The organism is Haemophilus sp. 27098_8_127 (assembly GCF_041433495.1).
Classification (GTDB): domain Bacteria; phylum Pseudomonadota; class Gammaproteobacteria; order Enterobacterales; family Pasteurellaceae; genus Haemophilus_D.
Genome location: NZ_JAPWBP010000004.1, coordinates 129,210 through 149,396 on the forward strand (window position 1 = coordinate 129,210; position 20,187 = coordinate 149,396).

At 37.5% G+C, this 20,187-nt stretch carries 18 protein-coding genes; 10 read left to right on the forward strand and 8 right to left on the reverse strand.

Annotated features, from left to right (window positions below):
• Positions 1-38: 38 nt before the first annotated feature.
• Positions 39-395 (reverse strand): helix-turn-helix domain-containing protein, encoded by a 357-nt coding sequence (locus O3746_RS06470; RefSeq protein WP_070868185.1) that lies wholly within the window; start codon positions 393-395, stop codon positions 39-41.
• Between the two features lie 166 nt (positions 396-561).
• Between O3746_RS06470 and O3746_RS06475 the strand changes: the two genes are divergently transcribed.
• Positions 562-1,413, forward strand: a complete 852-nt coding sequence (locus tag O3746_RS06475) for an SDR family oxidoreductase (RefSeq protein WP_049373779.1) — start codon at positions 562-564, stop codon at positions 1,411-1,413.
• 68 nt (positions 1,414-1,481) lie between these two features.
• On the opposite strand, the gene mnmG is transcribed toward O3746_RS06475, so the two are convergent.
• The 3 genes from mnmG to zapB form a co-directional block, all read right to left on the reverse strand.
• Positions 1,482-3,371, reverse strand: a complete 1,890-nt coding sequence (gene mnmG, locus O3746_RS06480) for a tRNA uridine-5-carboxymethylaminomethyl(34) synthesis enzyme MnmG (RefSeq protein ID WP_371448189.1) — start codon at positions 3,369-3,371, stop codon at positions 1,482-1,484.
• A 429-nt stretch (positions 3,372-3,800) separates the two neighbouring features.
• On the reverse strand, positions 3,801-4,238 hold the full coding sequence (gene mioC, locus O3746_RS06485; RefSeq protein ID WP_005694958.1) for an FMN-binding protein MioC: 438 nt from the start codon (positions 4,236-4,238) through the stop codon (positions 3,801-3,803).
• A 51-nt stretch (positions 4,239-4,289) separates the two neighbouring features.
• Positions 4,290-4,508 (reverse strand): cell division protein ZapB, encoded by a 219-nt coding sequence (gene zapB / locus O3746_RS06490; protein WP_005699085.1) that lies wholly within the window; start codon positions 4,506-4,508, stop codon positions 4,290-4,292.
• 141 nt (positions 4,509-4,649) lie between these two features.
• Here zapB and glpX point away from each other — a divergent pair, with 141 nt between their 5' ends.
• Positions 4,650-5,663 (forward strand): class II fructose-bisphosphatase, encoded by a 1,014-nt coding sequence (gene glpX / locus O3746_RS06495; protein ID WP_111328673.1) that lies wholly within the window; start codon positions 4,650-4,652, stop codon positions 5,661-5,663.
• A 59-nt stretch (positions 5,664-5,722) separates the two neighbouring features.
• Here glpX and mutS read toward each other — a convergent pair whose 3' ends face one another.
• Together mutS and O3746_RS06505 are read right to left on the reverse strand one after the other, a co-directional pair.
• Positions 5,723-8,305 carry a DNA mismatch repair protein MutS gene (gene mutS / locus O3746_RS06500; RefSeq protein WP_371448193.1) on the reverse strand — a complete coding sequence of 861 codons (2,583 nt, stop codon included), beginning with the start codon at positions 8,303-8,305 and terminating at the stop codon, positions 5,723-5,725.
• A gap of 84 nt (positions 8,306-8,389) precedes the next feature.
• Complete coding sequence (locus tag O3746_RS06505) at positions 8,390-9,106, reverse strand: MgtC/SapB family protein (protein ID WP_014064479.1); 717 nt, start codon at positions 9,104-9,106, stop codon at positions 8,390-8,392.
• A gap of 165 nt (positions 9,107-9,271) precedes the next feature.
• Between O3746_RS06505 and rimO the strand changes: the two genes are divergently transcribed.
• From rimO to O3746_RS06530, 5 genes are all read left to right on the forward strand, one after another.
• Positions 9,272-10,609, forward strand: a complete 1,338-nt coding sequence (gene rimO / locus O3746_RS06510) for a 30S ribosomal protein S12 methylthiotransferase RimO (protein WP_295744594.1) — start codon at positions 9,272-9,274, stop codon at positions 10,607-10,609.
• A gap of 39 nt (positions 10,610-10,648) precedes the next feature.
• The gene (locus O3746_RS06515) at positions 10,649-12,667 is read left to right on the forward strand and encodes an adhesin (protein WP_371448196.1); all 2,019 of its coding nucleotides are present in this window, start codon (positions 10,649-10,651) and stop codon (positions 12,665-12,667) included.
• 138 nt (positions 12,668-12,805) lie between these two features.
• On the forward strand, positions 12,806-13,921 hold the full coding sequence (gene asd / locus O3746_RS06520; RefSeq protein ID WP_054420070.1) for an aspartate-semialdehyde dehydrogenase: 1,116 nt from the start codon (positions 12,806-12,808) through the stop codon (positions 13,919-13,921).
• Between the two features lie 54 nt (positions 13,922-13,975).
• Positions 13,976-14,911, forward strand: coding sequence for an alpha/beta fold hydrolase (locus O3746_RS06525; protein ID WP_371448199.1), 936 nt, complete (start codon positions 13,976-13,978; stop codon positions 14,909-14,911).
• Positions 14,912-15,080: 169 nt separating this feature from the next.
• A complete protein-coding gene (locus O3746_RS06530; RefSeq protein ID WP_049384801.1) occupies positions 15,081-16,535 on the forward strand; it encodes a DASS family sodium-coupled anion symporter in 1,455 nt (484 codons plus the stop codon).
• Between the two features lie 86 nt (positions 16,536-16,621).
• Here the strand turns inward: O3746_RS06530 and O3746_RS06535 are convergent, their stop codons facing one another.
• Entirely contained in the window at positions 16,622-16,924 is a 303-nt protein-coding gene (locus O3746_RS06535; RefSeq protein WP_049373789.1) for a hypothetical protein, read from the reverse strand.
• A 245-nt stretch (positions 16,925-17,169) separates the two neighbouring features.
• Here O3746_RS06535 and O3746_RS06540 point away from each other — a divergent pair, with 245 nt between their 5' ends.
• The 3 genes from O3746_RS06540 to O3746_RS06550 all read left to right on the forward strand — a co-directional run bounded on the left by O3746_RS06540 (position 17,170) and on the right by O3746_RS06550 (position 18,980).
• The gene (locus O3746_RS06540; protein WP_371448201.1) at positions 17,170-17,535 is read left to right on the forward strand and encodes a hypothetical protein; all 366 of its coding nucleotides are present in this window, start codon (positions 17,170-17,172) and stop codon (positions 17,533-17,535) included.
• A gap of 372 nt (positions 17,536-17,907) precedes the next feature.
• Positions 17,908-18,105 carry a hypothetical protein gene (locus tag O3746_RS06545; protein WP_307981682.1) on the forward strand — a complete coding sequence of 66 codons (198 nt, stop codon included), beginning with the start codon at positions 17,908-17,910 and terminating at the stop codon, positions 18,103-18,105.
• 578 nt (positions 18,106-18,683) lie between these two features.
• Entirely contained in the window at positions 18,684-18,980 is a 297-nt protein-coding gene (locus tag O3746_RS06550; RefSeq protein WP_049384238.1) for a hypothetical protein, read from the forward strand.
• Between the two features lie 86 nt (positions 18,981-19,066).
• Here O3746_RS06550 and O3746_RS06555 read toward each other — a convergent pair whose 3' ends face one another.
• Positions 19,067-19,744: a transcriptional regulator gene (locus O3746_RS06555; RefSeq protein ID WP_197560827.1), complete on the reverse strand. Its 678-nt coding sequence runs from the start codon at positions 19,742-19,744 to the stop codon at positions 19,067-19,069.
• Between the last annotated feature and the right edge of the window lie 443 nt (positions 19,745-20,187).

Sequence of the window (20,187 nt, forward strand, 5' to 3'; positions counted from 1 at the left end):
TTGTCGTCATTCTACTTGAAAATACCTACCTTGAAACATTATTTCTTCTGGCTTGCTAAAATATTCCCTAAATTTGTTTCCAACCAATCCACTAACTCAAACATCTTATTAGAAGCCTCTGTTCCAAATTCTGTTAATGTGTAATCCACTTGCGGTGGCACGGTATTATAGGATTTACGGATTAACATACCATCAGCCTCCAATTCCTGCAGGGTTTTAGTCAACATACGCTCGCTTACGCCATCAATAGCACGGCGAAGTTCACTAAAACGCTTGGTGCCAGAATGTAAACTCACTAACACTAATGCGCCCCAACGACTGGTTAAATGTTGCAAAATTTGGCGAGAAGGGCAAGCTGAAGCCAGTACGTTCCCACGATTTAAATTTTTTTCCATTTTTAATTCCTTAAAAATCAACAATTTGAAAATTATTTTTAAAAAATTACAAAACTTACGTTTATGTAAGTACTTCTCAAAAGTAAGTATTAAAATATAATACGCCACATCAAGCGAACAATCAAATGTTCAAACATCATTTCAACTTAACGAGAAAGAAAACATCATGACAACTAAAACTATCGCAATTACTGGTGCAACAGGTCAATTTGGCGCAATCGCATTAGACTTATTAAAAGCAAAACAAGCAAACGTTCTTGCGCTTGTACGCTCTCCAGAAAAAATTTTAGGTGTAGAAGCTCGCAAATTTGATTATTCAAAAACAGAAGGACAAGTAGAAGCATTACAAGGCGTAGATACATTAATTTTAGTATCAAGTAATGAAATCGGTCAGCGTTTTGTACAACACAACAACGTAATTGAATCAGCGAAAAAAGCGGGTGTGAAACATATTATCTATACCAGTTTACTCGGCGCGACCAACAATAATACTGTAAAATCCCTTGCCGGTGAGCACGTTGAAACTGAAGCAGCATTAAAAGCTTCGGGTATTACTTACACTATTTTACGCAATGGTTGGTACACCGAAAACTACACAGCTTCAATTCCGGCAGCATTAGCAAACAATGCTTTCTACGGTTCAGCAAAAAACGGTAAAATTTCGTCTGTACTTCGTGCAGAACTTGCTGAAGCAGCAGTAAACGTCGCATTAAGTGAAGGTCATGAAAACCAAACTTACGAACTTGCCGGATCAACCAGCTGGACATTAGCCGACCTTGCAGCAGAAATCAGCAAACAAACAGGTAAAGATATCCCTTACGTGGATATTCCTGCAGCAGATTATGCCGCAGCACTTGTACAAGCAGGATTAGATGAAGGATTTGCAGGCTTAATTGCACAATGGGATGTAGATGCATCAAACGGTGCATTATTCTCAGAAGACAAAACCCTTGAGAAATTGCTTGGTCGTCCAACAGCAGGATTGGATGTAGCAGTGAAACAAGCTCTCGCCCATTAATAATGGTTCTTTAAATTTAATCATAAAAAAGTGCGGTTAGTTTTAACCGCACTTTTCATTTTTAAACATTATTCGCCGCGTTTCAACATACCTTGTTTTTTCAAATTCACCAGAATAATTGAAATTGCCGCAGGAGTAATGCCTGAAATTCGGCTCGCTTGGCCAATTGAAACAGGACGATGTTGTTCTAACTTCGCACGTACTTCATTAGATAAACCAGACACTTTGCTGTAATCAAAGTTAGCCGGGATAGCTGTATTTTCGTGGCGTTTTTGTTTTTCAATTTCTTCTTGTTGATGCTCAATATAGCCTTGATACTTAATGGCAATTTCCACTTGTTCTACGGCCTCTCTATCTTCCATTGCCGGTTTGTATGGCGTTAAAGAAGTTAAAATATCGTAGGTCATTTCTGGACGGCGTAATAAATCTTCACCGTTGGCTTCACGCACAAGTGGACTGCCAAGTACTTTATTCGCTTCTTCTAAATATTCAGAACGCGGATGCAACCAAATGCTGCGTAAGCGTTGACGTTCTTGCTCAATATTTTCCATTTTTTGATTAAAGCGTGCCCAGCGAGCCTCATCAATCAAACCTAATTCATGGGCAATTGGCGTTAAACGAATGTCTGCATTGTCTTCACGTAATAACAAACGGTATTCTGCACGAGAAGTGAATACACGATACGGTTCTTTGGTACCAAGTGTACAAAGGTCATCAACCAATACGCCAGTATAAGATTGATCGCGGCGTGGATACCATGCCTCTTTTTCTTGTACATAAAGACCTGCGTTAATCCCCGCCAATAATCCTTGTGCCGCTGCTTCTTCATAACCGGTTGTACCATTAATTTGACCCGCAAAGAACAAACCAGAAATAGATTTAGTTTCTAAAGTAGGTTTTAAATCACGCGGATCAAAATAATCATATTCAATGGCATAACCTGGTTTAATGATACGAGCTTTTTCCAAACCTTTCATGGAGTTCACAATACCCATTTGTACGTCAAACGGCAAACTAGTAGAGATCCCGTTTGGATACACTTCATTACTGGTTAAGCCTTCTGGTTCCAAATAGATTTGATGTGAATTACGATCCGCAAAACGCATCACTTTATCTTCAATAGATGGACAATAACGCGGACCGATTCCTTCAATCACACCGGTATACATTGGACTACGATCCAAGTTATTACGGATCACTTCATGAGTTTGTTCATTAGTATGGGTGATATAACAAGGAATTTGTTGAGGATGATCATCCACTGATCCCATAAAAGAGAACACAGGCAACACCTCATCACCATGCTGTTTAGCTAAAATATCAAAATTGATTGTACGTGCATCAATACGCGGTGGTGTACCGGTTTTTAAACGATCAACGCGTAAATTCAAATCACGTAAACGATGAGAAAGTGTAACGGATGCCGGATCACCAGCTCGACCGCCTTCATAATGTTCTAAACCAATATGGATCTTACCCGCTAAAAAAGTACCGGCAGTTAAAACCACCGATTTAGCACGGAATTTAAGCCCCATTTTGGTTTCCACACCACAAACGCAATCTTGCTCAACTAAAATATCGGTTACTTCTTGTTGGAAAATATCTAAATTAGGTTGATTCTCTAGTGCGATGCGTACAGCTTGACGGTATAACACGCGGTCAGCTTGAGCACGAGTTGCGCGTACAGCAGGTCCTTTACTGCTGTTTAAAGTACGAAATTGAATCCCCGCCTTATCTGCAGCATGCGCCATTAAACCGCCCATGGCATCCACTTCTTTCACTAAATGGCCTTTACCAATACCACCAATAGCGGGGTTACATGACATTTGTCCAAGGGTATCAACGTTATGTGTCAATAACAGGGTTTTTAATCCCATGCGTGCTGGTGCCAATGCGGCTTCTGTCCCGGCATGACCGCCACCAACAACGATCACATCATAATTTTCGGTGTAAAACATATCTCTCTCTTCGTCTTCAATTTGATCTTCGATCTAAAAATAGGCGCTATTCTACTGAAAATTCCGTGTGCTTGAAAGCAAGAATTCAATTTGTGATGAGAGAAGATCGAGAGATAATAAAGATAAGATCTATTTATATATAAAGATCTTATTATTGTTACTATTAGGATCCTTTTACGCTGTGAATAAGATCCTTTTCCTTTTTTAAATGAAGACGTTAGATCATTTTAGACTGTGTTGAAATGTCATCAGTTTGACGTTTTTTTCTTGTGGATAACCTTCAATTTTATCCACAGTTAAAACAACCCTTATATTTATTCAGTGGAAAAGAACATTTTTTTGACAGGTTTTATTAAAGTTATCCACAGGTGATTTTTTTGGATATGGATAAATAAAAAGCGATAAACTCAAATTATCGCTTTATTATGACTAAAGTGCATTTATAAATTGTGGCAGCCAATCTTCAGCAAATTGTTCTTGATCATCAACATGCAAGACATCTATTTTTAAACTCTCACAGATTTTGACCGCACTTTTTTTACTTAATTGTGTTTCGACTTTATTTACGGCATGACAGAATGTATCGTAATCTGAATTACCTAAGCCTACAACGGCAAAGCGGAGGGAAGATAAATCTTTATCTGATGCCGCAATTTGTTCAAAGAGTGGTTTCAAATTATCAGGCAATTCACCTGCACCATGTGTAGAAGTGACAATCAACCAAATATTTTCATCAATCACCTCATCAAGTTCTGGTCCGTGGAAAAGTGCGGTCGAAAAACCTTGCGTTTTTAACACCTCTTCTAAATGTTCCGCTACATATTCAGCGCTGCCTAATGTGCTGCCTGAAATCACGCAAATATTCATATTGTTTCCTAATAAGAAAAAAGGCTTAGATTTTCTAAGCCTTTATAGTCATTATACGTTGTCGAATTTACCCAACAATGAACGAATATGTTCTTGCCAGTTGCGGTGCTCATTTTTAAGTTGCTCATTTTCATTTCGCAAGGCTTCTACTGATTGTTGAGATTGATTTTTTTGTTCTTTTAACTCTTCTACTTCAAGTTGAAGTAATTGAATCGTTTCTACTGCTTGTTTAATTTTTTCTTCAAGCTGATCTAAAATTTCTAAAGACATAGTGATTTCCTTTTTTAAAATAGTCCGAAATGGCTTTATTCTACCCACTTAATCCTATTTTTAAAAGCCTATTGTCAAAAATTATTATGCAAACGTTTGCTTGATGATAAAATAACGAGACTTTTTGCATTGGGGGAAAAAATGAATCGTGCATTAGCTATTGAATTTTCAAGGGTAACCGAAGCGGCAGCATTGGCTGCTTACACTTGGCTTGGTCGTGGTAATAAAAATGCGGCGGATGATGCAGCAGTCAAAGCCATGCGTTATATGCTGAATTTAATCCATATGGACGGTGAAATTGTGATTGGTGAAGGAGAAATTGACGAAGCACCAATGCTTTATATTGGCGAAAAAGTAGGGTCAGGTAATGGTGAACTCGTTTCTATTGCGGTTGATCCAATTGATGGCACAAGAATGACCGCAATGGGCCAATCAAATGCCATTTCAGTATTGGCAGCTGGTGGTAAACGTACCTTCTTAAAAGCGCCTGATATGTATATGGAAAAATTAGTCGTCGGTCCTGAAGTGAAAGGCATGATTGATTTAAGTTTACCGATTGAACAAAATCTTCGTCGAGTGGCTTCTCGTTTAGGTAAATCTTTATCGGATTTAACCGTGATGGTGCTCGCTAAGCCACGTCACGATGAAATGATTAAACAAATGCATAATCTAGGTATTCGCGTGATGGCTATTCCAGATGGTGATGTGGCGGCTTCGGTTTTATGTTGTTTACCAGATGCGGAAGTAGATATGCTTTATGGTATTGGTGGTGCACCTGAAGGCGTGGCTGCTGCTGCCGCAATTCGTGCATTAGGTGGGGATATGCAAGCTCGTCTTATTCCACGTAATGAAGTGAAAGGTGATACAGAAGAAAATCGTAAAATTGCCGCTGAAGAAATTCAACGTTGTGAAGCCTTAGGTGTGAAGGTCAATGAAATCTTAAAATTAGAAGATTTAGTACGTGATGATAATCTTGTTTTTGCCGCAACAGGAATTACGCACGGTGAATTACTCAAAGGGATTTCTCGCCGTGGTAACTTGGCCACCACAGAAACTTTATTAATCCGTGGTAAATCACGCACCATTCGTAAAATCCAATCCATCCATTATCTCGATAGAAAAGATGCTGAAATCTATGAGATTTTAAGAAATTAGTGAAAATAAAAGAGCGGTCATAAAAAATAATGAATTTTTTGACCGCTCTTTTTTATTTCTTACAGCATTTTCTTCAATTGATACAGATAAGCTAAGGCTTGTTTTGGACTTAATTCATCTGGATCAAGTTGCTCAATGGCTTCGCGTAAAGCATCCGGTTCTGCTTCAAAAGCCAATTCACCTTGATGTTGATTTAATGCTCTTAAATGTTGAATTTGTTGATCACCATTTTGTGCCGACAATTTTTCTAATTGATGCAATTTTTGCTTCGCCAGTTTAATAACGGATTGAGGCACACCAGCCAGCGCTGCAACAGCAAGTCCATAACTTTTACTTGCCGCACCGTCTTGAACCGCGTGCATAAAGGCAATGGTATTGTTATGTTCTAATGCATCTAAATGAATGTTAGCAATTCCTTCAATTTGTTCTGGCAGTGCGGTGAGTTCAAAATAATGGGTCGCAAATAATGTAAGTGAACGAGTTTTCTTTGCCAGCCATTCGGCACAAGCCCAAGCTAAAGAAAGCCCATCATAGGTAGAAGTACCGCGTCCAATTTCATCAATCAGAACTAAACTTTGTGAAGTGGCTTGATGAAGAATATTCGCCATTTCGGTCATTTCTACCATAAATGTAGAACGACCGGAGGCTAAATCATCAGAGGCGCCAATTCGAGTAAAAATACGATCAATTTGCCCGATAACCGCACTATCAGCTGGCACAAAACTGCCTATATACGCTATCAATGTAATTAAAGCTGTTTGACGCATATAGGTACTTTTACCACCCATATTTGGGCCAGTAATAATCAGCAAATGACGTTGCTGATTGAGATTCACAGGGTTAGCAATAAAGGGATCTTTTAAGACTTGTTCCACTACAGGATGGCGACCATTTTCAATTTTTACGCCAATTTCATCACTAAATTGTGGTGCAACATAATTTAAGGTTTCTGCTCGTTCTGCGAGGTTAACTAACACATCCAATTCAGACAATGCCAAGCTGGTTAACTGTAATTGACCTAAATGTGGCAACAATAAATCAAATAATTCATCATAAAGTTGCTTTTCTAAAGCAAGCGCCGCGCCTTTTGATTTTAAAACCTTGTCTTCATATTCTTTTAATTCAGGTATAATGTAGCGTTCGGCATTTTTTAAGGTTTGACGGCGAACATAATGAATCGGTGCTTTATGAGCTTGCCCTTGGCTGATTTGAATGTAATAACCATGCACCGCATTAAAGCCAATTTTTAAGGTATCAATACCTGTACTTTCTCGTTCGCGTTGTTCTAAATTTTCTAAATATTGCGTTGCACCAGCGGAAAGGGTTCGCCATTCATCTAATTCGGCATTATAGCCTTCAGCAATAACGCCACCATCGCGAATTAATAACGGAGGAGTTTCAATAATTGCTTTTTGAAGTAGCTCGATTTGCGCGGAAAAATCATCAATTTGTGCGGAAAGTGCGGTCAAATTTGACGATGTTTTTGTATGAATCAGTGATTTTATCGGTTCAATTTGTTCTAATGCAGTACGTAAACGTGTGAGATCGCGAGGACGTGCAGAACGCAGTGCTACACGCGCAAGAATACGTTCCATATCGCCCACTTGTTGCAAATAAGGCTGCAATTCGTGATACAAATCTTGATCAATAATTTCACCAATGGTTTTTTGGCGTTTTAATAGAATGTCTGTTTGACGGATAGGTTGATGAATCCAACGTTTTAACAAACGGCTACCCATTGGTGTAACGCATTTATCTAATACCGAAGCCAGCGTGTTTTCTGTGCCGCCCGCAAGATTTTGAGTGAGTTCTAAATTTCGGCGTGTTGCAGCATCTAATTGAATATTATCGTTATTTTGAATGACACTGATGCTTTGAATGTGTGGCAGAGAAGCCCGTTGTGCTTCTTTTGCATATTGCAATAAACAACCTGCTGCTGCCAAGCCAAGAGGTGATTTTTCTACACCAAATGCACGTAAATCTTTCGTACCAAATTGACGATTAAGTTCTGAAATCGCCGTACTAAGTTCAAATTCCCAAATTGGACGACGACGTAGGCCTTTATAATGTTCAATAATGGCCATTTCGGCAAAATTTTCACAATAAAGTAATTCTACGGGATTAATACGCTGTAATTCAGCTTGCAAGGCTTCTTTTGAATGAGGCTCACAAAGCTGGAAACGTCCAGATGTCATGTCTAATGTGGCTAGACCGAATTTTTCTTTTTCCTGATAAACCGCCACAATTAAGTTATCTTGGCGTTCTGGTAAAAGCGCTTCATCACTTACCGTACCTGGTGTCACAATTCGCACAATTTTTCGCTCAACTGGCCCTTTTGATGTAGCGGGATCACCTACTTGCTCACAAATGGCTACAGGTTCACCTAATTGCACTAATTTTGCTAAATAGACTTCTACCGCATGATAAGGCACGCCCGCCATGGGTATTGGATTACCTGCTGATTGTCCACGTTTCGTTAAAGAAATATCTAACAACGCTGCCGCTTTTTTTGCATCATCATAAAAAAGTTCATAAAAATCCCCCATTCGATAAAATAACAAAATGTCGGGATTTTCTGCTTTTAACTTGAGATATTGCTGCATCATCGGCGTATGCTGCTCGAAATTATCTTGTAAATTCATGACGTTATCCAGTTTAAGTTTTTAACTTTTTGTCTAGCAAGTAGTGGTTTTACGATATAAGTGATGTGTTATTTTGAGCTGATTTTAATTTTCTACATCCACACTTAATACTTCATCTTCTGTTTTTAACAGTGTATAGACATCTTTTAGCATTTCATTATCGATGTTGTAGCATCGTACTTGCAAGCGAACTTCGCCACTCGCTTGGTCTTTTACCGAAATATTTTCAATGCGGTAATCATGTTTCAATAATAAATCGGTCACTTTACTAATACCGTTAGCAGAGCTCAGTTGGATAGCTAAACGAGTACGTTTTTTATAGGTTTTACGACGAACATAACGTTGTACAATTGGGCTGATACGAATGGCGATTAAAATCATCAAAGTGGCAATAATCGCATCAAAAATAAAGCCTGCACCTGTTGCCACACCGATAGCCGCCGCTGCCCAAATAATGGCGGCAGTGGTTAAGCCTGAAATAGCATCATTTTTCTTGTGCAAAATAACCCCAGCACCTAAGAAACCTATACCACTGATTACTTGTGCGGCAAGTCGCATAGGGTCAGTTCGAATATTATCTGAAACTTGTGCATAATGTTCTGCGGCTTGAATGGAGACAATCGTCAGTACACAAGTCGTCACCGCAATAATGGCGCAGGTTTTGACCCCAACCGGTTTGTGTTTAAGTTCACGTTCTAAGCCAATAATCCCGCCAAGTACAAGTGCGAGCAGCATTTTCCCTAGGATAAGTAAATAAGCCGTCTGTTCAAGAGCGGTTGAAAAAAGAAAAGAATTTTCCATGTTAATAATGAATATGAGTAAATAAAAAAACGGGCATTATTCTACCTGAAAAAAGGACTTTAATGGGCAAATTTACAATCAATTTACCTTTAATTTATCGCCTTTCTGCTTGAAATTGAGTAAAATCTAAAGTTTTGAAAGATGATGATAGCTGAGAATAAATTTATGCAAAAATCAACGCCGAATATTGGCTTTGTAAGTTTAGGTTGTCCTAAAAATTTAGTGGATTCTGAACGTATTCTGACTGAATTACGTACTGACGGGTATAACATTGTGCCAAGTTATGAAAATGTGGACTTAGTCATTGTGAATACTTGCGGCTTTATTGATAGCGCTGTACAGGAATCCCTTGAAGCCATTGGAGAGGCGTTGGAAGAAAACGGACGTGTGATTGTGACTGGCTGTTTAGGGGCGAAAGAAGATCAAATTCGTCAAGTTCACCCGAAAGTATTGGAAGTGAGCGGTCCGCACAGTTATGAAACGGTAATGGCTCAAGTACATAAGTACGTTCCGAAACCTGAGCATAATCCTTATACCAGCCTTGTACCAAAACAAGGGGTGAAATTAACACCAAAACACTACGCTTATTTGAAAATCTCAGAAGGCTGTGATCATCGTTGTACATTCTGTATAATCCCTTCATTACGTGGGGATTTAGAAAGCCGTTCTATTACTCAAGTATTGGATGAAGCAAAACGTCTTGCTGATGCAGGCGTGAAAGAGTTATTGGTTGTTTCACAAGATACCTCTGCTTATGCGATGGATACACAACGCAAAGAAGGTGGCGTGAAAACCGCTTTCTGGAATGGTATGCCAATTAAAAATGACTTAATGACCTTGTGTAAACAGCTTGGTAAATTAGGTATTTGGGTACGTTTACATTACGTTTATCCTTATCCTCATGTGGATGATTTAATTCCATTAATGGCAGAAGGTTTATTGTTGCCTTATTTGGATATTCCATTACAACATGCGAGTCCGAAAATTTTAAAAGCAATGAAAAGACCAGGAAAAATTGACCGCACTTTAGAGCGTATCAAGCAATGGCGTGAGATTTGTCCAGATTTAACTTTGCGTTCAACTTTTATCGTAGGTTTCCCAGGTGAAACAGAAGAAGACTTCCAAATGTTATTGGATTTCTTAAAAGAAGCACAACTTGATCGCGTGGGCTGTTTCAAATTTAGCCCAGTAGAAGGCGCACCTGCAACTGAAATGACTGACCAAGTGCCTGAAGATGTAAAAGAAGAACGTTTCCACCGCTTTATGCAGTTACAACAAGAAATTTCGGCTGAACGATTAAAACAAAAAATTGGCCAAACGCTTGATGTAATTGTGGATGAAATTGATGATGAAGGTATTATCGGCCGTACAAAAGCTGATGCACCTGAAGTTGATGGCTTAGTTTATATTGAAAATCTAAGTGGTACGCCTGTGAAAGTGGGCGAATTTATTAAAGTAACCATTACTCATTCAGATGAATACGATCTGTGGGGAACCTGTTAATTATTAATATTATTTATTTTTTACCAAAGGAATTAAAAAATGGCAGAAACACAAAAACAACCAAGTGTTATCCGTTTTGAACAAGAAGTTGCGGCAAAAAATTATGAAGCAGCTTGCGTAGAATTGCTCGATATTTTAAGCAAAATTGATACTAATTTTGGTGGCATTGAAGGCATTGAAATTGATTATCCTAGCCAATTAAATGATGAATTAGTACAAGATAAAATTAAGCATTTTTGTACCCGTGTAGCGGTAGCAATGAGCGAGCTATTTTCTGATCCTAAATTAGATATTTCTGAAGGTGGGGCGCAACGTTTCTTTACCTTACAACGTTGGATTAACATGATTTTCGCATCATCACCTTTTGTGAATGCGGATCATGTGTTGCAAGCTTATAACCGCAATCCAGATAAGACTAATTTATCCGATTTTCATTTAGATAATGCGAGATCATCATTAATTAAATTCTGTATTTTCTACCTGCCAGAATCTAATGTGAATGTTAATCTTGATGCTTTATGGAATTTAGACCATGAATTATGTGCATCACTTTGTTTTGCATTGCAATCACCACGTTTTATTGCGACAGATCAAGCATTCTCTAAACGTGGCACCATTTTACAGTGGTTCCCTGAAAAATTGGCAACAATTGAAAACTTAAATAATGTGCCAAGCGCAATTTCACACGATGTGTATATGCATTGCAGCTACGATATTGCGGAAAATAAACACTGGGTGAAAAAAGCATTAAACCAAGTTATTCGTCGTCATTTATTGCAGGGTGGATGGACTGATCGTGATGTCACGAAATTAGGTGAACGTAATGGTAAACCAGTTATGGTCGTATTATTGGAACATTTCCATTCATCCCATTCAATTTACCGTACGCATTCCACTTCAATGATTGCTGCACGTGAACGTTTCTATTTAATCGGTGTGGGTAATGATGCGGTAGATGAAGCGGGTAAAGCAGTGTTCGATGAATTCCGAATATTAGAAGGCAATAATGTTGTCTCTAAATTAGATAATTTAAAAGATATTTGTGAGAAAAATGGCGCAGCCGTTCTTTATATGCCAAGTATTGGAATGGATTTAACCACCATTTTTGCAAGTAACACGCGTCTTGCGCCAGTTCAAGTAATTGCTTTAGGCCATCCTGCTACGACACATTCTGATTTTATTGAATATGTGATTGTAGAAGATGATTATGTGGGTTCTGAGAAATGCTTTAGTGAGCAATTATTGCGTTTACCAAAAGATGCTTTACCTTATGTACCTTCAGCGCTTGCACCGCAACACGTAGAATATCGCTTACGTGAAAATCCTGAAGTGGTGAATATTGGTATTGCTTCTACCACAATGAAGCTTAACCCCTATTTCTTGGCGGCATTAAAGGCTATTCGTGATCGTGCTAATGTGAAAGTGCATTTCCACTTTGCATTAGGTCAATCTAGTGGTGTAACACATCCTTATGTTGAGCGTTTTATTAAATCTTATTTAGGCAATGATGCGACAGCTCATCCACATGCACCTTATGATCAATATCTTCGTATTTTGCATAACTGCGATATGATGGTGAATCCATTCCCATTTGGTAACACGAATGGCATTATTGATATGGTGACGTTAGGTTTAGTGGGTATATGTAAAACCGGTGCAGAAGTTCACGAACATATTGATGAAGGTTTGTTTAAACGTTTAGGTTTACCAGAATGGTTAATTGCAAATACGGTAGATGAATATGTTGAACGTGCAATTCGTTTAGCAGAAAACCATCAAGAACGTTTAGCACTTCGCCGTCATATCATTGAAAATAATGGCTTAAAAACCTTATTTACAGGTGATCCAAGCCCAATGGGTAAAGTATTACTTGAAAAATTTAAGGAATGGAAAGCGGTAAATTTAGCTGAAAAATCAAAGAAAAAAGTAACTAGATCTGCAACTACAAAAGAGAAGACCACCAAGTCTACCCCAACAAAGAAAAGTGCGGTCAAATCTGAAGGTAAATCTGAGCCGAAAAAAACGGTAAAGAAAACCACGAAAAAAGCAGATAAATAATCAATAAATCCCCGAAAGGGGATTTTTTATTGAGAAAAATTAAACAAAGCCTCATTTTTTCTAAAAAAGCTTGATTTTGTAGCGTAAAGCCTGTAATTAATAGACCCATTCAACACAACATAAAATAAGGAAAAATTCATGAAAAACGTCGGTTTTATCGGTTGGCGCGGAATGGTCGGTTCCGTATTAATGGATCGTATGGTGCAAGAGCAAGATTTTGCCAATATTAATCCAGTTTTCTTCACCACTTCTCAAGCAGGTCAAAAAGCACCTGTGTTTGCAGGAAAAGAGGCAGGTGAGCTTAAAAATGCATTCGACATTGAAGAACTTAAAAAATTAGACATTATCGTAACCTGCCAAGGTGGCGACTATACCAATGAAGTTTATCCAAAATTAAAAGCAACAGGTTGGGACGGATATTGGGTTGATGCCGCTTCTGCGCTACGTATGAAAGATGATGCAATTATCGTGCTTGATCCGGTAAACCAACACGTGATTTCTGAAGGCTTGAAAAAAGGCATTAAAACTTTCGTGGGTGGTAACTGTACCGTGAGCTTAATGCTTATGGCTATCGGTGGTTTATTTGAAAAAGATTTAGTGGAATGGGTATCAGTCGCAACTTACCAAGCGGCTTCAGGTGCAGGCGCAAAAAATATGCGTGAATTACTTTCACAAATGGGTTTATTAGAACAAGCGGTTTCAAGTGAATTAAAAGACCCTGCTTCATCTATTTTAGATATTGAACGTAAAGTGACGGCAGAAATGCGTTCTGATAGCTTCCCAACGGATAACTTTGGTGCGGCATTAGGTGGTAGCTTAATCCCTTGGATTGACAAACTTCTACCAGAAACAGGACAAACTAAAGAAGAATGGAAAGGATATGCAGAAACCAACAAAATCTTAGGTTTAAGCGACAATCCAATTCCTGTGGATGGTTTATGCGTACGTATCGGTGCATTACGTTGCCACAGCCAAGCATTCACTATCAAACTGAAAAAAGACTTACCATTAGAAGAAATTGAACAAATTTTAGCGTCTCACAACGAATGGGTGAAAGTGATTCCAAATGACAAAGAAATCACATTACGTGAATTAACCCCAGCTAAAGTAACAGGTACATTAAGCGTACCGGTTGGTCGTTTACGTAAATTGGCAATGGGTCCAGAATACTTAGCGGCATTCACTGTGGGTGACCAATTATTATGGGGTGCTGCAGAGCCAGTTCGCCGTATCTTAAAACAATTGGTGGCATAAGTTTTACTTTCACTACAAAGGGCGTATTCACTACGCCCTTTTCATTAGAAAATTATGATCAGAGAACCTCATTTTCATCAATTTGCTCTTGCAGAGTTATTGCCTTTTTTTGAGCAATTTCCGACGCAGTATCTTTCTGGTGAACGAAATATCAAATTGGCTTATCGTCATTTGGTTCAGCCTGAAAGTGCGGTCAGAAAATTGATGATTTTGGTGAATGGTCGAGCAGAAAATATGCTGAAATGGACTGAGTTGGCTTATGACTTTTACCAACAAGGTTATGATGTTTTGCTTTTCGATCATCGAGGACAAGGCTATTCACAGCGTATTATTCCTCAAAAAGGGCATTTAGATGAGTTTCGTTTTTATACCGATGATATGGAAAAAATCATTGAAAAAACGACCGCACTTTATGCTTATCAAGCCCAATATATTCTCGCCCACTCCCTCGGTGCTTTGATTTCCACCTATTATCTGGCCAATTACGATCATCAGATTAAAAAGGCCGTGCTTTCTTCACCTTTCTTTGGCGTTCCTATGAAACATCCGTTACGAGATGAAGTCATCATTGCAACGATGATGGCATTTGGTCAAGGTCATCGCTATGTTTTTGGTAAAGGACATTACAAACCGGCAGATTTAAACCTTAATGAACTTAGCCATTCTAAAACGCGAATGAAATGGATGAACCGAGTTAATCGAAAACGTGCTGCTATTCACTTAGGCGGCCCGACATTCCGTTGGGTACATTTGTGTTTAAATGCAATCAAAGCTCTCCCTAAAATTATTCCAAGAATAGAAACACCAGTACTTATCTTACAAGCGGAAAAGGAAAAGATTGTGGATAACAAAAATCTTGAAAAATTGACCGCACTTTTTCCTCATGCAGAATCCATGCTTGTACCTCAAGCAAAACATGAAATCCTTTTTGAAAAGGATAACGTGAGAAAAATGGTACTTGAACGCGTGAATCAATTTCTTCATTCTTAAAGTTGTTTTTTAATCTGCATCAAGTTTTCATCAAATTTTATTAAAAACATCGCTTAAATCTTTACTCGTACTAAATAAGTGGTATCTTTGTGATCGCTATTTAATCGATTGCGTCACGGTCGTTATCCGTGATGAATTATTTTTTGTTCATTTATCTAGGAGTTATCCTATGGAAAGTAAAATTCCAGCAGTAGAAGTCAAACTTGGCTTTAAGTGGCAGGGGCTGCTGATTGCCGTCATCGTTGGTTTAGGGATTTGGTTGATCCCAACACCAGAAGGTTTATCTGCAAAAGCATGGGGAATGCTAGCGCTGTTTGTGGCAACCATTGTGGCTATTATCGCTAAAGCAATGCCTATGGGTGCAGCAACGCTAGTTGCCTTGGTGATTAGTGGTTTGACTGGACTTACACCAATCTCACCAAAACAAGGTGATGTCGGCATGTTATCCGGTTTTGCAAACGGCACAATTTGGTTGATTGCTATTGCTATGTTTTTATCTCGAGCGGTGATTAAAACTGGTTTAGGTAAACGTATCGCGCTGTACTTCGTTGGTCGTTTTGGTAAAAAAATGATGGGTGTGGCCTATGGTATGGCGTTGGCTGATGTTGTTATCGGTCCGGGTATTCCTTCGGCTTCTGCGCGTGGGGGCGGTATTATGTACCCTATTATGCAATCTATTGCTGATGCGTATGAATCAAAACCAGGTCCAACCGCTCGTCGTGCAGGTGCATTCTTAGCGATTGCAGTCTCTCAAATCGATACCATTATTTGTACCATGTTCTTAACCGCTATGGCGGGAAACCCATTAATTGCAGAACTTGCGAAAAGCCAAGGTGTAGAAATCACTTGGATGACATGGTTCTTAGGGGCAATCGTACCAGGTATTGTGAGCTTAATCGTCTTGCCTTATTTCGTGTATTTAATTTATCCGCCAGAATTAAAAGATACGCCTAAAATGGCAGAAATGGCACGTGAAGAATTAAAAAGCATGGGCCCAATGAGCAAAGCAGAATGGATTCTTGCTCTAGACTTTATCCTTCTTTTATTCCTCTGGACGGTGGGTGATTTAGTCTTCCATATTCCTGCAACAATTTCAGCGTTTATCGGTTTAGTGATTTTATTATTAACCAACATTATGAGCTGGAAAAATATCGTGGCAGAAACCACCGCATGGGATACGATGTTCTGGTTTGCGGTATTGGTGATGATGGCGAATGCGCTTAATAAATACGGTGCAATCACTTGGATTTCTACCCATATTTCCGCATCTGTTGGCGATTTCAGCTGGCCAGTTGCCTTTACTATTTTAGTGTTGGTGTATTTCTATACCCGCTATTTCTTTGCTTCAGCCATGGCGCATATTTCCGCAATGTATCTTGCTTTCGTGGCAGCAGCTATCGCTGTGGGTACACCGCCAATCATTGCGGCAATTGGTTTAGGTTACACCTCAACATTATCCATGAGTTTAACGCAATATGCTGGTGGTCCTGGCCCTGCTTTATATGGCTCAGGTTATAACTCAACCGGTCAATGGTGGGGCGTGAGCTTTATTGTTTCCATCCTTTCATTAGTCATTTGGTTTGGTGTGGGTGGATTATGGATGAAACTACTCGGCTGGTGGTAATCCTTATTAACTCATAAAACCCCTAAAAAACGACCGCACTTTGATTTGTATCTCAAAAGTGCGGTTGTTTTTATCTGTATTTTGAATTAATCATCCCAGTCGTCATCCCAATCACGATGTCTTCTGTGGTGGTGATGTCTTTTGTGTTTTTTATGATGGCGATATTCTCTGTCATCGTAGTCTCCGCCTTTATTCACTTGACTACCAATTACGCCACCTAATGCTGCGCCGCCGAGTGTTGTGGCAATATCGCCACCTAATAAACCACCGGCTACGCCACCGATTGCTGCACCTGTTGCAGTATGACGTTGTTGTCTGTCCATTTCACAAGCGGTTAAGCTTCCTGCTAATGCAACAATCACTAACCCTTTCATCAATTTAGATTTCATAATAAATCTACTCCTCTATTTTTGTCGGGATTGCTTGCCTAAGCACTTATGCAATCCGGCGTGTAAAAGCATTCCTTTTACGATTGCTTTGACTATGTGGAAAATTAGTTAGTTCAAATGGCTTGTTCAATTGGTTTAAGAATGAGCAATTTTTGGTATGATTGTTGATAAATACTATTGGAGAGTAATAATTTTGAAATTGATAATAATGGTCGTTTGGTCACTGCTAAGTAAGGAATTTAATTATGTATAAAAGAACAACTTATTCTTTTTTAAAAAGTATTTTCTTTCAAGATGCCTTTTCTTGGTGTCAAGAAAAGTTTAATGGTGGTTATATTCATGATTGGAGTATTAATGAAAATGAATGGGGAGTAGCTTTAGATACGTATGAAAATGCTTTTCAGCTCCCAATAGAAAAATTGATGTTATATGTTATCGCTATAACAGGATTATCTGGGAGAAATAAATTAGCCCATTATTCTATCATGTCTGATATAGAGGACATTTTATCTTTAAATAGTCTTAATGATTTAATTATGGATCTTGAAGATGTTGAGAGAGATGAGTTTTTACGAGATCTAAATATTGTTATGAATAATAAACTGATTTAGGATTTCTTTTATATTTATATTAATTTTTATAATATATAAATTCAAGTTTTTTGGTTTTAAGTTTGTATGACTATTTAATATATAAAAGGAATATGCGTTAGAGGAAAGGAGAAAGGTGGGGTATATACTTGCCATCTAAATAAATAATGATTTTAAAAATATTAAAATTTTTTATATTTGTTACATTCCTATGTTTCTTAGCTATGGTGATTGCTGAATTAGATGCAGGGCAGAAGAATTTACAATATGTACTCCTTATGAAAGAGGCTTTACTTATGTCTCTAAAATTCCAGGTGGTTGCTTTGCCTATTTATCTTCTCTTTTTTAAACGAGATTAGAGTGATTGAAAATGAATAAAAATAAGGATAGAAAATGAAGAATATTATTTTAACTTTACTATCTTTCTTTGGAGGTGTTATTTTATTTTTTATTGTACTGCTGTATGCTCAAATGGATGTGGGGATAAAAAATATCCATTATGATTTATTAATTGAGGAAGCCTTTATGATGTCTCTAAAACTGCATTTTATTATTTTACCTATACATTTTCTAATATCTAGAAGGAAATAATAGAGATATTTCAAAAAGTATGTCAAAAATATCAATATCTTAGTTTTTAGATTTCTCAAGAATTGAGCGCATCTTTGTATTTTCAACGATACTTATATTAAGCAAGCTGCAATCGGTACTGGTGTTAGTGTAACTGCATAATATTCAGTAAACGAAGAAATAAACTATAATGATGCAATAAAAGCAGGCTTTATGGCACCTTATACGTTAAATACTCCGATTGGTATGACTGTGTTAATTAGTTCTTTTGCTGGACAGTTAATTAATCAATCAATGTAACAAGGAATTAGAAAAAGAAGGTGAGAAGTGAAGATACTCATTAACTTTGTAAAAAAAGCATTTTATTTTACATTACTCATTCAAGTGTTTTTTTGGTTTAATGCGTATTACCGCACAGGAAAAATTGATCAAATAAGTCTTTTTTTTAACGTTGATCATGCTTTATTTTCTATAAAAGTATTTTTTATTTATTTGTTTTTGTATATTGTTTTTTATTTACTTTATAACTCTTTTAAAAAATAACAGAAATTAAATTTAAGTATTGATTGTGACTTAATAAATTAATAAGGAGAAAAATAATGGATATATTTAATTTTTTTGAAAATGTTGTTTACCCTAGGGTGATTGAAAAATTCGGAGTTGTTCAAGTTGATTTTGAGAAAGAGGGAGATTTTGGTTATTTAACTAGATTTGACTTATATTCAAATAAAAAAACAGCAACTATTGAGCTCTGGAGTAGTCATTGGGTAGGGTTGGAAATATATAAATTAGAAAATAGAGATATAGATATTATATATAACAAAATGATTTCTCCTGATGAAGTATCGGAAAAAGATTTCTTTGAGTTTATGGAGGTTTTATTTAATGGTAATTAGCGAAAGTTTGCTTTTATAGCCTGGGATATAAAGTGCGGCCAAATTTCAAAGAGTTTTAAAACCTCTTGAAAATTGACCGCACTTTTTTATGCTTTTTCTTTGATTGCTTTAAGATAGCGATATACGCTAGGTTCTGAGATTTTCAAATATTTAGCGACCATCGGAATGGCGCCTTTGATATTGAAAATACCCTTATCAAATAAGACTTTAATGGCGTTTTCCCGTTGTCTTAAGCTGAGTGGTTTATCGGAATGTAATAGGGTGAAATCAAGGTATTCACAAAGGATATCTTCGATGGAGTTTTCGAGTTTTTCTTTATTAATTATTTCGGCCTCTTCTACGTCAGCAAAGGCAGCATCAATACCTAAAATATTGACGAAGTTTCCAAGGTTTTCCAGTGAAATTAATTTGGTCATCACATCAACCAACTCAGAAGTATCATGATTAATACAAAGGATGCCTTCTAATTTATCCCCGTTTTTAATGAAATAAGTTGCACCTCGAATGACCTTTTCGGAATCTGCCACCGCTTTGTAGTTAAAGACAAAATCCTTATCTAAATACACTTTATCCTGCAACAAACTAGAACCAAAAGAGCTAAGCGGAGAAGAAAGCGTTCGACCACTGACGTGGCTATTCGCAATGGCTTCCATATGAGCCTTATTCTTATCAAAAGAATGAAATACGACTTCGTATTTAGGGCCGAGAACATTTCCCAAAAAATGGGTTAGGCCAATAAAATATTTCTTTTGTACGTTATTCATACCAACTTAATCTCATTAATTTCAGCTTGCTATAGGTATTCTATAACCGCTTATTTTTTATAGCAAATATATTGTAAAAAACGGCAGGTTATCTATGGTGTTTTACTTTAAGTGAATCCCATAATGCTTAATGGGATGTGGTTAGACAATACTTCTGTGATATTCTTTGGTGTTGGGATTTTTATCTTTAAGACACTTCAAGTGAATCTTGTAAGAAATGCTAAAGCTTGTATCCTCATTATTAAGGATTATTACATACGAGATGATTACTAAAGCACATGATGAATTAAAATAAAAGGAGAAGTAGGCATGAGATATTTATTACTCATTTTAAAAAGATCTTTTTTGATGACTATCATTCTACAACTTATTTTTTATATAAATGCGTGGTTTATCACGGGGAATGTTGATCAGAGTGATTTTTTTGTAAGTAAGGAGCATTT